General features: G+C 38.5%; 9 protein-coding genes and 1 CRISPR repeat array (1 of these 10 running past the window's edge). All 9 genes read left to right on the top strand.

Annotated elements, in window-relative coordinates; all coding sequences use genetic code 11:
• The first annotated feature begins 35 nt into the window (after positions 1-35).
• The 9 genes from EZE20_RS02915 (at position 36) to cas2 (ending at position 10,205) form a co-directional block, all read left to right on the top strand.
• Entirely contained in the window at positions 36-1,934 is a 1,899-nt protein-coding gene (locus EZE20_RS02915; RefSeq protein WP_132114330.1) for a hypothetical protein, read from the top strand.
• Between the two features lie 26 nt (positions 1,935-1,960).
• Positions 1,961-2,881, top strand: coding sequence for a type I CRISPR-associated protein Cas7 (locus tag EZE20_RS02910; RefSeq protein ID WP_132114329.1), 921 nt, complete (start codon positions 1,961-1,963; stop codon positions 2,879-2,881).
• A 14-nt stretch (positions 2,882-2,895) separates the two neighbouring features.
• On the top strand, positions 2,896-3,660 hold the full coding sequence (gene cas5 / locus EZE20_RS02905) for a CRISPR-associated protein Cas5 (RefSeq protein WP_132114327.1): 765 nt from the start codon (positions 2,896-2,898) through the stop codon (positions 3,658-3,660).
• A complete protein-coding gene (gene cas3, locus EZE20_RS02900) occupies positions 3,644-6,460 on the top strand; it encodes a CRISPR-associated helicase Cas3' (protein ID WP_132114325.1) in 2,817 nt (938 codons plus the stop codon). The genes cas5 and cas3 overlap by 17 nt, the downstream gene beginning before the upstream one ends.
• A gap of 104 nt (positions 6,461-6,564) precedes the next feature.
• On the top strand, positions 6,565-7,083 hold the full coding sequence (locus EZE20_RS02895) for a protein kinase family protein (RefSeq protein WP_132114323.1): 519 nt from the start codon (positions 6,565-6,567) through the stop codon (positions 7,081-7,083).
• A 3-nt stretch (positions 7,084-7,086) separates the two neighbouring features.
• Positions 7,087-7,638 carry a CRISPR-associated protein Cas4 gene (gene cas4, locus EZE20_RS02890; protein WP_132114321.1) on the top strand — a complete coding sequence of 184 codons (552 nt, stop codon included), beginning with the start codon at positions 7,087-7,089 and terminating at the stop codon, positions 7,636-7,638.
• A gap of 59 nt (positions 7,639-7,697) precedes the next feature.
• On the top strand, positions 7,698-8,891 hold the full coding sequence (locus tag EZE20_RS02885; RefSeq protein ID WP_132114319.1) for an ATP-binding protein: 1,194 nt from the start codon (positions 7,698-7,700) through the stop codon (positions 8,889-8,891).
• A 9-nt stretch (positions 8,892-8,900) separates the two neighbouring features.
• Positions 8,901-9,905, top strand: coding sequence for a type I-B CRISPR-associated endonuclease Cas1b (gene cas1b / locus EZE20_RS02880; protein ID WP_132114317.1), 1,005 nt, complete (start codon positions 8,901-8,903; stop codon positions 9,903-9,905).
• A gap of 36 nt (positions 9,906-9,941) precedes the next feature.
• Positions 9,942-10,205, top strand: a complete 264-nt coding sequence (gene cas2, locus EZE20_RS02875; protein WP_132114315.1) for a CRISPR-associated endonuclease Cas2 — start codon at positions 9,942-9,944, stop codon at positions 10,203-10,205.
• Between the two features lie 204 nt (positions 10,206-10,409).
• A CRISPR array of direct repeats spans positions 10,410-13,858; the repeat unit is 30 nt; unit sequence GCCTTAATCGTACCTTATTGGAATTGAAAT; it runs 1,013 nt beyond the window's last position.

The raw sequence follows: 13,858 nt of genomic DNA, 5'->3' as shown, positions 1-13,858 counted from the left end.
AAATTTAATTTGAACACCACAGAATCTATAAAACTATGATAAAAGAAATAGTCAACTTTACGCAAAACCTTGGTGAGGATTTTAAGAATCTTGCTTACAGACCAAGCAAAGGGTTACACATACTAACTAATATCGCACAGGAAGGAGATTCACGAATAGAAAAATATGTCTACTATGATGGCGTCGCTGAATTGGATGAAGACCTATCACAAATATTGTCATTTGAGAGATATAGTTCATATATATCTATGAATCAGCAACAAAAATTCGACAAAAAGCAAAAAATTCATTCTGCGTCACCATTTTCAATAGCTTTTAATTTTAGCTTGGGAAGCGATAAGCAAAAGATTGAAACCATCATTAGAGAGATCAAAAGTAAAATGGATGATCCAAATGATAAAGATGAACTTGAACTACAAATTAAATTATATAAAATGGGGTTAGTTAAAGAAAGCATACCTGCTTACTTTATAAATGCTCAGAAACTTTGCTTGGATGTGATTAACCAAGATTTAGAAAGCAAAATTACTAATTTTGAAAAATTTTGCTTAAACCAAATTTTTGAAGAAATACCTAAAATGAAAATTAAAAAAGATATTTCAAAGAAAAAAGATGTCCAAGAAATTATTGATGTTTCTATATTATCAGAATTAAAGGAAAAAGACTATATAAGAGTTTATCTCACAGATATTCCATTAGATGAGTGGAAAGATGCTTATGAAAGATATTACATGGGAGAATATCCACCTAATGAATTTAACGATAACGATTTTATTTCAACTTTTCCTGATAAGAAACCCTTTATGTCTCACAAAACAGCAACTTTTGAGACATACAAGATAAACGGTGTAGATGCAAATATTTTGAAGCAATTCAAAGACGTTGTAAGTGCAAAACCCAAAGTAATACCAAATCCCTTCCCTTTATTTATTTACCAAGAAGAACTTCAAGAGAAAGTCATTGCTCTCTACAACCAAAATAGATTGCTTACCTTCACAGAAATAATCAATTCACTTTGGGAAAACTATAAAAAGGATTTCAACAACTACTATTTAATAAACTGGTATGTTGGAAAAGATATAGTTTTCAAAGACTTCGATTTTGTAAGTAAGTTTGAATATGAGCTTGATGCACAAATTGAGAATTTTTTTGAAATTCAAGAAAAGGGAGGAAAATCTTTTGTTTTTTATCCAAAAATCAATAATATTTTTACCTTTGAGCAAGCTGTTTTTAAACCTTTACTTCAAAACAAATATCTTCGTTTGGACTATTTCAGTGACTTGAAAAATGAAGATTATGAACATTTAGGGAATACTTTTCAAGCATTTTCGAAATACCGAAAAGCTGTGTATGATTTTGTCTATAAATCAAAAAGGCAAGGAATTGATGAGCACATTTTTTCGGATATGGTTTTTAGCCATATCAAAGACGATTTAAAGCAGAACAATGGATATAGCATCAAAGAAAAATTGAACATCTGGTTCAGTTTATACGAAAATTTTCAACCCAAAAACCGCAAAAATGAAATAACAATGGCCAGTAAACTAAAACAATATCAAGAATTTGTGGCTCGCCTTTCAATGGGCGAAGCCGACACTGACACCGCTACTGATGCAGATTTTGCCTTTGCCGCAGGGCAGGTGATAGACTATATTCTACGAAAAAGCAGGTCTGATGATACAAGCTATCGTCTACTCGAACCGTATTTGCAACAGTCTAAATTATCAGAATTTAGAAAGGCTATTGCCAAGGATTTTGATAGATATAGGCATGAAAACTTCTCTAAAAAATTTAGAAACGCAGCAGCGTTTGTATTGAGTTACAGGGAAGAAAATGAACAGAGTATTAACATGAAAGACTTTATGCCAGAGTTACTTGCAGGCGTTTTTTCAGAAAACCAGCTCTTTGCTGACAAACAAAAAGATAATAACTAATCAAAAACTTTCAAACCTTATCAATCATGAGCAACTTGTTCAATAATCGTGTATTTGGCTGTGCCATTATCAAATCTATCAATTCAAACTATAATGCTGATTTCTCGCATCAACCTCGAACCTTACCAAATGGAACAGTATATGCGACTGATAAAACCTTAAAATGGTCGGTAAGAAACTATTGGAAAAAAAATCTCAATTCTAATGTTTTCTATTCAAAGACCTTTGATGAAAATATGAGTCCCAGAACATTAGACGAAACATTTGAAAGCCACTTTGGAAAAGATATTTTCAAAATTTCTGATAAGAATAAACTCAGGATAGAAGTACTTAAAAGTATAATGAGCTATATAGATGTTCGTCTTTTCGGAGGCACTTATGCAGGTAAAACCAATATTTCAATCCATGGTGCATGTCAAATAACGCATGGTGTTAATCGCTTCGGCGAAAATGTGATTTATTCTGAACAAATCATGTCGCCATTTAGAAATCCGAGTGAGAAAAATAACGATAGCACCATGACTACGCTTGGCACACAGTCAAAGCTTCAAGAAGGGCATTATGTGCATCACTTTTCTGTGAATCCTAGAAATATTGAAGACGATGTAAAGCGTGTGGGAGTGGATGGAATCTCAATTGATGATATTGAGAAATTGAAAGAAGGACTAAGAAAGGGGGTTACTTACTATGATTCCGCAGCGAAAGCGGGTACAGAAAACGAACTATTGCTTTGGGTTCAGTTGAAAGAAAACTCAAAATTGGTGCTTCCTTCTTTCGTGGAATTGGTTACTATAAATAATGACAAAACAATTGATTTTCAGAAAGTTACTGAAATATTATCCAAAGAACACGTGAAAGGAGAAATCGAAAGAATTGAGTTGTATTACAACACGGGTATCACCAAAATAGTCAATGAACCTGCGGATGCAATCAAATTGGAACTATAAATCCGGAAGACACAATGGAAAAATTAGTATCGATTGATTTAAAAAGTGATTTTGGCTTTTTCCGCAAGCCCGATGCCAACAATACTGTTAATCTATCCTATAATATGCTCCATAAACCTGCCCTATTGGGCATTTTTGGGGCTATTGTAGGCTTAGAAGGCTACAAAAGAAAAGGGGAAGTACCACAATATTATGAGGAGTTTAAAGACCTGAAAATAGGGATTGAGCCTCTGGATCACGAAAAAGGAAATTTCCAAAAAACTGTCATTAAATACTCAAATACAGCGGGTTACGCCAATAATGGCTCTACCTATTTGACCGAAGAGGCAACGCTCATTAAACCCGGTTATCGGGTTTATGCGTTGCTGGATTTAGAGAACGATAAGCAACACTTGCTGTATGAATACCTTAAAGAGGGTAAGGCTGAATACTTGCCCTATTTCGGTAAAAATGAATTTGCCGCTTGGTGGGAAAATTTTCAAGAGCATGATTATCAAGCTATTGAAAACCCATTCGGTATTTTCAAAATCAAAACGCTCTTCATTAAAAAAGATATTATCAATCAACAGAAAACTACTCCATTGTTTGATTTCATGTCTTTTTGGGAGGAAGAAACTCCATTCATGTACTTTGAAAGACTTCCTAGAGGCTTCGATCTCACTTTATTTCAATACGTTTTGGGGGATTCTGTTTTTACTACTTTTGGCATAAAGCAGTCTGCAAATATTGATAATCTATTTCATCTAACTGGTTCGGAGTATTATGTCCAACTCTTATAAAACGGTTTCCGATATTTTAAATGCAACGCCTTCTATTAAGACCTTTCTAATAGATGCAGATTCATATTATGCACACATATCACCCAAAAATGCGGTTAATCCACTCCCGCCTGAAACTCTTCAAGAGCATATTGAGTTAGTGCTAAAAAAATTTGAGTTGCTCACGAAAAATCATGGACTAGATGTCGTGATTGATAACCTAATCCATGATTTTCTAGGCAATCAGAAAATAGAAAGTGAAAAGTTAGGTGATTTTCTCAAACGGCTTTTTGTCAATACCGTCGTCTTCCATGATTTTGGAAAAATCAACGAGAACTTTCAGGCAAGCCCTGATAAAATGAATAATCCCCATTTTAGGGGCAAAGAAAAACCAAAAAGCGTTCTCTCTACCCATCATTCAAGTTTAGGGGCTTATTTATTTATTGTCAAGCACATTGACGAAGCAAGAGTACAAGTAGAATCTCAGTTCAACCCAATTGCCATGTTGGCTACACTAATGCTTTCGTATCCTATTTTTAAGCATCATGGTAAATATTTGAATGACGAATATAAAGAAAAGATTGGGTTTACATCCGATGAGGTCGCTAACATGAAAGTGTACGTAGCTAATTATCAGTATAAAATAGCACCTCAGATTACCGATTTACTGCCACTACATCTGAAAGATGCTTTTGAAAAACTTGATACAGTACCAAATTTGTTAAAGCCTTTTTCTCTCTATTCGTTAGTACGTCTTAGTTTTTCTTTGCTCACAGCTTCTGATTATTTAGCGTCAGGCCAGTATATGACGGGCATTGAAATAAAAGAATTTGGTGTTTTGAGCCCAGAAAGAATCACTAAATTGTACAATTTTGTAAGTTCTAGCAATTCACTTTTAAATGGCAAAGTGAACTACAACAAAGCTACTTACCAACAATTAGAGATCGGCTATGAACTGCAAAATCCCACAGATCAGAGCAACGAAAATTTGAATTTGTTGCGAATGGAAATGGCTTTGGAAGTAATCAGAAACATTAGAACCAATAGCCATAATAACTTATTTTACATTGAAGCCCCAACCGGTGGAGGTAAAACTAATCTTTCTATGTTGGCTACTGTTGAACTACTAAAAGCCAGTGCAGGCAGAACTAACAAAGTTTTTTATGTTTTTCCATTTACAACTCTTATCACGCAAACCTATACCGCAATTAAAGAAACGCTTGGGCTAACTGAAAATGAGTTAGTTCAACTTCACTCAAAGGCAGGTTACAAGCAACAAATAGAGGAAGAACAAGTAGATGGAGCTTATGGAGATGAAAAGAAAAACTATATTGATAACCTTTTTGTCAATTATCCATTCTGCTTACTTTCGCACGTTAAGTTTTTTGACTTGCTGAAAACCAATGAAAAAGAAGCTAACTATATGCTTCACCGATTGGCCAATTCAATTGTGGTGATTGACGAGCTTCAATCTTATGACCCCGCCCATTGGGATAAGATGCTGTATTTCATCTCCCACTATGCCAAGCTTTACAACATCAAATTTATCTTGATGTCTGCTACTTTACCCAAGTTAGGAAATTTGCAGGTTATTGATAAAGAGTATGTTAGCGACTTTGTTTATCTTCTGCCCAATGCCAAAAAAGATTATTTCCTGAACCCCAATTTCAGTGAGCGAGTAAAGTTTAACTTTGATTTGTTCGAGCGTACCGATTTAGAGTTAACAGAAATTGCAACAACGCTTTTAGAAAAATCGAAAGAATATGCTACTTATGATTTTGGCCAAGCCAAGCCAAAAGGAAGTGTGTATTGTATCGTTGAGTTCATTTTTAAGAAGTCTGCGACTGAATTTTATGGTGAATTAAGTAAAATCAATAACAACTTCTTTGATGAAATACTGGTGCTTTCTGGCACAATTTTAGAACATCGGAGAAAAGAAATTATTAATCTCCTGAAAAATCCGGCTACCCGACAAAAACGAGTTTTGTTGATTACAACGCAAGTGGTGGAAGCAGGCGTAGATATTGACATGGACTTAGGCTTTAAGGACCGTTCTATGATTGACAGTGAAGAACAGTTAGCAGGTCGTATTAATCGAAATGTTAATAAAAAAGAATGTACTTTGTACCTCTTTAACTATAACAAAGAGCGAATAATTTATGGGCAGGATTTGCGCTATCAGGAGACAAAAAAGTTGAAAACAACTGATTATCAGAACATTTTAAAGAATAAGGACTTTGATTTTTTGTATAATTCAGTTTTTGCGAAAATAAACTATTGGGGTACTTCAGATAAAATCAGCAATGAAAATCACAGCGAACAATTAAAGTTTTATCGCTCTAAAATTGAAAAGCTACATTTCAAATCAATTCATTGGGATTTTAAGTTAATAGACCAAGAAAATATTTCATGTTTTATCCCGCTTAACATCCCGATTGAAGTAGAAGGAATCGTCAATGGTACAAAGGATTTGATTTTTTCAAAAAATGAATTAACCTTTTTGAAAATTCATGGTATAGAACCAACTCTTGATTATTGCATTAATGGTGAAGAAGTCTTCAACCTGTATGTATCATTTATTCAAAATAAACGAGAGTTTATAAAACAAAAGATTGGAGAGAAAATATTACAGGGGATTCTTTCCAAATTCATCTTTTCATTGTTTGCAAATAAAAAAATAGAAATGCAAATTGTTCATTTTTCAGATGAAGTTAAAAGTGAGTTTGGATATAAATACATTCATTTCTGGAAGGATTTTTATGATGTAAACTTTGGTATGGATGACAAAAAATTCGAGAGTAATGAAACTCAATTTTTATAATCATTAATTACTTTTCTGATTACAGAACCAATCAATCTCTTGACTATTCTTAGCTTGTTAACAATTTCTATAATCATCCTGTAAACATCAATCCCCATTCCCCTATGAACTACCCCAATCGCTTATCATCGGGTGCAAACAATGTGGTCATTGCGCTCTCGGATTCGGAAGTTGCCAAGCTTTTTGTGGGCGATACCCGGTCGGATATTGGTTCAGAAGCGGCAAAAATGAAATTTGCAAATGAAGTTAATTCTCTGGTAGCTAGGTTTATTCGTCTGGATTTTGACGAAAACTTACAAGCTGAGCTGCTGGTAATGGAAAGGCTCAAACCAATGGATTTCAGGGCTTACGAACAGAGTATCAGGGAGTTGTGGCTCGATGTGTTTGAGGATGAGCTTCATCAACTCCATCAGGCTGGGTTTGTACACCGGGACATTAAGCGTCCTTCGGGAATCGGCGGCTTAGCTTTTGACAATATCCTTTTGACAGACAAGGGATTAAGGCTCATTGATGTAGGGATTTCGGCCCTTCGAGAACAGGTAGGAGAAACTATTTTCCAGAAGTATCTCGACATCGAGAAACAGGAAATGGAGGAGTTCAGGCAGTATTTTTTGAACCGCTGACCTATGAACATCAACGCCACTCTCGTCAACCTTTACCATATCTGCAAGCGGGAGATGTGGCTGCACGCCCACGCGATCCGCATGGAGCATACGTCTGACATCGTGTATGAGGGCAAGCTCATTGGTGAAGAAAGCTATCCGCAACGCGCCGAGAAAAATCAGGAAGTGGCGGTTTCGTACGAATTGCCCGCCGCTAACGGGTTGGGAGTGGTGAGAGTTCTAACGGCTAAAATTGATTTTTTCGACGCTAAAAAGGGCATTGTTCATGAAACCAAAAAGTCGAATGCCAAAGAAAAAGCGCACACGGCGCAGGTGCAGTTTTACTTGTATCTGTTGCGTAAGAATGGCGTAGCGGTCAGTCATGGACTGATCGAGTATCCTAAACTGCGCCTTACCGAGCGGGTAACGCTGGACGAAGTCGAAGAAAAACAGATGGAGCTGTGGGTACACGAAATTGGGGAACTATTGGCCAAAGAGCACTGTCCGCCGCGATTGCCCGTCAGCAAGTGCCGCTCATGCAGTTATTTTGATTTTTGCTGGATTGGGGAAGAGTAGGGAAAATGCACATTTCGTTATGCATAATTAAGTTATATTTGCATTTTATAATATGCAAAATGGAAACATTACTGGCAACCTCGGAGCGTTTGACGGAATTTACGATGGATTCTTTTCGGCGCGGACTTTACGGACAGATTCATTGGAATAACCGCCTGATCGGCATCAAAGGCGCACGCGGAACCGGCAAAACTACCTTGCTGCTTCAGCGGTTGAAATCATTGGGTAAGTCGGCCACCGAAGCGGCATATTTTACCCTGGACGACCTCTATTTTACGACACATTCGTTGGTGGAAACCGCCGCAGAATTCCGGCGAAAAGGGGGAAGGGTGTTGTTTTTGGACGAAGTTCACAAATACCCTCATTGGGCTACGCACCTCAAAAACCTCTATGACCTTTATCCCGATTTGCAGGTGGTATTTACGGGCTCGTCCATCGTTGATATTTCCCGGCAGGAAGTGGATCTGAGCCGACGGGTTTTGATGTATGAGCTACCGGGCATGTCGTACCGCGAATACCTGGCTTTTGAGGGAATCATCACGGTGGAAGCGCTGACGTTGCCTTTATTGCTTTCGGAAAATCAAGGATGGAAATCTTTCTTTCCGGTGGGATTTCGGCCTTTGGCGCATTTTGAAGCCTATCTTCGTTCAGGCTATTACCCCTTTTTCAGGGAAGATACCGGCGGCTACGGACGGCGCATTCAGCAGTTGATCAGGATGATTGTGGAGTATGATATGGCCGAACTAAAAGATTTTGATATTCGAAATGCTAAAAAAATGCTCCAATTGCTCTACGTATTGGCCGAAAATGTGCCCTTCAAGCCCAATGTATCCGCATTGGCCGATAAAAGCGGCATTCATCGCAATTCGGTCAACAATTATCTGCATTTTTTGGAGCAGGCAAAATTGATAAAGTTGCTATATCGGGGCGGAACCGGAATGACTGTTTTGCAAAAACCTGAAAAAATCTACCTTGAAAATACCAATTTAGCCTATGCGCTATCTCTACAAAAACCGGATATCGGAAATCTGCGGGAAACCTTTTTTTTGAATCAGGTAAGTTACGGGCATTCGGTACAGGAGTCCGCCGTGAGCGATTTTTTGGTTGACGGAATCTATACATTTGAAGTGGGAGGAAAACATAAAGGCAAAAAACAAATTGAGGGAGTTCAAGACGCTTATTTGGTGAAAGATGACAGCGAAACCGGATTTGGGAATACTCTTCCGCTTTGGTTGTTTGGATTTCTTTACTAACCCTTTTCTATGAAAAAAAGCTACTATCTTTTCAATCCGGGCCGACTGAGTCGCAAGGATAACACGCTGTGTTTTACGCCTGTGGATGAACACGGCAACGAAGGGCAACCGCGCCATATTCCGATTGAGGGTGTGGACAATCTGTACTGCTTTGGCAGTTTGGATGCTAACTCGGCGATGTACAATTTTCTGGGTAAAAATCATGTTTCGGTGCATTTTTTCGACTATTACGAACACTATACCGGGTCGTTTATGGCCAAGGAGTATTTGTTGGCTGGCAAGATGCAGGTAGAACAGACGCGTGCGTACCTGACACCCAAAAAGCGCATGGAGATTGCCCGGTTGCTGGTGGAAGGCGCTGCTGCCAATATTCTGAGAAATCTGAAATACTATCAGGCGCGGGGCCGGGACCTTTCGGTTCCGATTGAGCGCATCAGTCAGTATATTTTGCTCATACCCAATGCTCAACGCATTGACGAGCTGATGGGCATAGAAGGCAACATCCGGCAAACTTACTACGAGGCCTTCGGGGCGATCATCACAGACTTTGAGATGGGGAATCGTACGAAACAGCCCCCGCTGAATGAAGTCAATGCGTTGATATCGTTTGGCAATATGATGTGCTATACCGTGTGTCTGGACCAAATTTACCACACCCAACTCAACCCTACGATCAGTTTTTTACACGAACCGGGGGCAAGGCGGTACTCACTGGCGCTTGATTTGGCCGAGATCTTCAAGCCCTTACTCATCGATCGAACTATATTCAGCCTATTAAACAAGCGGCAGATTCAGGCTACGGACTTTCGGATGGAGCTAAACGGCTGTACCTTAAAAGAAGGCGGGCGCAAACTATTTGTGCAGGCGCTGGAAGATCGGTTAAAAGAGACCTTCAAGCATAGATCGTTGGGTCGGAACGTCAGTTATCGGCATTTGGTAAAACTGGAATGTTACAAACTAAGCAAGCACCTATTGGGCATAGAAACCTACCGCCCATTCAAAATGATGTGGTGAAAAAGACAATAGAACACAAACCAAACGGACTTTGCTATGTATGTAATACTGGTGTATGATATGGGTGAAAAGCGGGTAGGAAAAATGCTCAAACACTGCCGAAAGTACCTGAATTGGATACAGAATTCGGTATTTGAGGGAGAAATTACAGATGTAAAATTGAAGGAAATGTTGAACGGTGCGCGGCAGATCATGCAGGAAAAAGAGGACAGTTTGATCCTGTTCAAAAGCCGGGATGAGCGATGGCTGGAAAAGGAAGTGATTGGTCAGGAACGCATGAGTACGGACAACTTTTTGTAGACACGGAGTCGTCGCATGTCCTACGGACCTGTTCTTTGACATGTTGAAAAGAGGGTTTACAGGCGCACAGAGCCTTTAACTTACTGAAAATCAACGGTCGTCGAAGGAAAGGCAAAATCCTTGTATTGCTGATCGACGATAATTTAAGCAAAAAATCATCTAAAAAAGTGCTTTCTTTGCTTCCAAAGCCCGTTTTCATCACGGGCCTTAATCGTACCTTATTGGAATTGAAATAAGTAAATCAACCCCCGCAAAAGTGCTACACCTAAAGCGCCTTAATCGTACCTTATTGGAATTGAAATTTAGTTCCCCATAAACGGCAAGGAACGTGGGCTTAGGCCTTAATCGTACCTTATTGGAATTGAAATCTTAATGGAGCGGCTGTTGTGACGGATACGGCAGGGAGCCTTAATCGTACCTTATTGGAATTGAAATTACACAGTGGTTTATAAGTCCAATGGAATTGCTCCAGCCTTAATCGTACCTTATTGGAATTGAAATTCGTATCGCTCCTTTGTTGGGATGTAAATTACGGGACGCCTTAATCGTACCTTATTGGAATTGAAATAGAAGTTCAATATCGGGATAAAGGCGGCAATTGGAAAGGCCTTAATCGTACCTTATTGGAATTGAAATAATTATTTGGGGCGGCAACTATTTTCCATTACCACCGCCTTAATCGTACCTTATTGGAATTGAAATGAAGAAAGCGTAGAGGCTTTGGTCAAAGATATGGATGCCTTAATCGTACCTTATTGGAATTGAAATATAGCAAGTCAGGTTATTAATAAGCCCTATATTTTAGGCCTTAATCGTACCTTATTGGAATTGAAATATAGCCGATTCCTGGATTCTGATTAATGCATGCGTAGCCTTAATCGTACCTTATTGGAATTGAAATTATAGTCTGACATTTAACGCCCCTGCTGGTACATTGAGCCTTAATCGTACCTTATTGGAATTGAAATTAGGGTGGCATTATGTTTTTATGCATAGCTTTTAAGGCCTTAATCGTACCTTATTGGAATTGAAATATTTGGGCGTAGACTAGATTATACTTGCCGCAAATCGCCTTAATCGTACCTTATTGGAATTGAAATTTTGTTGGAGGTACGCAAAAAAAAGGGGCTTTTGGCCCGCCTTAATCGTACCTTATTGGAATTGAAATTACACAGTGGTTTATAAGTCCAATGGAATTGCTCCAAGCCTTAATCGTACCTTATTGGAATTGAAATTATTGTTTGGGGTTTTGATTATGATGAATACCTAGTTGCCTTAATCGTACCTTATTGGAATTGAAATTTTCTGCATGCCGTTCGGTTATTTCGTAACCTACAAAGCCTTAATCGTACCTTATTGGAATTGAAATTTTTCTTTGGGGGTGTAGTTGTTGCGTTTATTAATGCCTTAATCGTACCTTATTGGAATTGAAATTTTTTGGTAATTCTTGAAGTCCTGATGTTCCTGCAATGCCTTAATCGTACCTTATTGGAATTGAAATGGATTTAATTGAATGGGCGGAAAGCAAGTACAGCGGGAGCCTTAATCGTACCTTATTGGAATTGAAATAACATTGACCTTCCCTTTGAAGGGTCGTATTTGAGCCTTAATCGTACCTTATTGGAATTGAAATGCAACTACCTAACAGCCATATACCTTGCCGGACTCGTGCCTTAATCGTACCTTATTGGAATTGAAATATCGGTACGGGTTTAGCGTTGCGGATTAAATCCTTGCCTTAATCGTACCTTATTGGAATTGAAATAGTGCTTTGTCAAGTGCTTTGTCAAAATTTGATAGAGCCTTAATCGTACCTTATTGGAATTGAAATTTTGAGGTTCGGGAAGATGGTTTATACTTCGTAAGGCCTTAATCGTACCTTATTGGAATTGAAATGAAGTTGTACCGGGGCCGACCTATAACCTTTTACAGCCTTAATCGTACCTTATTGGAATTGAAATAACAATTCAACGACTGCAAGTGAAGCAATATTTTTGCCTTAATCGTACCTTATTGGAATTGAAATATCCTGCCGTTTACCTTTTCAATCTCAACAACTTGGCCTTAATCGTACCTTATTGGAATTGAAATAGTATCCATTCCTTACTCACTGCGCCTTCCTGCTTTTGCCTTAATCGTACCTTATTGGAATTGAAATAGCGCCTCTTGCGCTGTGAACGGGCGGTATTTGGGCCTTAATCGTACCTTATTGGAATTGAAATAACTCTACATCCTTTGGGGCTTCCTTTTCTTCCTGCCTTAATCGTACCTTATTGGAATTGAAATAAAATAGATGAAAGCTCGTTGACCAAGTAGCGGGTTGCCTTAATCGTACCTTATTGGAATTGAAATAGGTAATCAAACCACATTTCTTCAAGAATTTTCATGTGCCTTAATCGTACCTTATTGGAATTGAAATGAAATTGGCGTTCTACCCATCAGCTATTCCGGTATGCCTTAATCGTACCTTATTGGAATTGAAATGCGCTTAGGGTTCCTTCTAACCTGTGGATTTGTTAGCCTTAATCGTACCTTATTGGAATTGAAATAAGTTTAGCAAACGAATTTAGTTTTCCTGTTTCGAGGCCTTAATCGTACCTTATTGGAATTGAAATGGGCGGTATAACCATTCAGACCTCAATCGGTCGATGCCTTAATCGTACCTTATTGGAATTGAAATTTTTCTGTAATTCCGAATAGTGATGCAACCTCTAAAAGCCTTAATCGTACCTTATTGGAATTGAAATTTGACCCAACAAAAACCCTGTGGACCTCATTCGCCTGCCTTAATCGTACCTTATTGGAATTGAAATGATTCCGATGGAGGTATCACCAATTCCCACTGAGGAAGCCTTAATCGTACCTTATTGGAATTGAAATGAACTTGCCGATGCGATTGCAGCTCTTGCACAGGCGCCTTAATCGTACCTTATTGGAATTGAAATGGAAAGATTTAAGCAGGGCAAGAGCCGGGGCGCTTAGGGCCTTAATCGTACCTTATTGGAATTGAAATAGATTATCCAAAGCGCCCCTGATTGCGGTTATTGCATGCCTTAATCGTACCTTATTGGAATTGAAATCTTTTAGGCTCCTACACACTTGTAATTATCGATGAAGCCTTAATCGTACCTTATTGGAATTGAAATGAATGTCCGCTATTTTGAACTCCTTTCGGGCGGATTCGCCTTAATCGTACCTTATTGGAATTGAAATGCAATTTTCTTACCCTGTTTCCGGCAAAACACCTTACGCCTTAATCGTACCTTATTGGAATTGAAATGCACCTCGGCTTTTTCGGCTTCGGTGAAATGTAGTTGCCTTAATCGTACCTTATTGGAATTGAAATATCCATTCCCCTGACGTGTGCATCAGGATTGTAGTGCCTTAATCGTACCTTATTGGAATTGAAATAAAAAGGCGGGTATCACTTCGGACAGGACAAAGAAGCGCCTTAATCGTACCTTATTGGAATTGAAATGGAGAAAGTGCGGCGGGGGCTTTTGCGGGCTTTGCAGGCCTTAATCGTACCTTATTGGAATTGAAATAGATTCAGAACTACTATTTTGTTGGTTGGCTGCATGCGCCTTAATCGTACCTTATTGGAATTGAAATACAACGTAGATAGTCTACGAAACTTATTAGAGGGTGCCTTA

It is taken from the genome of Arundinibacter roseus (genome assembly GCF_004348825.1).
Lineage (GTDB): Bacteria > Bacteroidota > Bacteroidia > Cytophagales > Spirosomataceae > Arundinibacter > Arundinibacter roseus.
The sequence above is the reverse complement of the archived record's forward strand: the minus strand, read 5'-3'. Positions and strand labels throughout refer to the sequence as shown.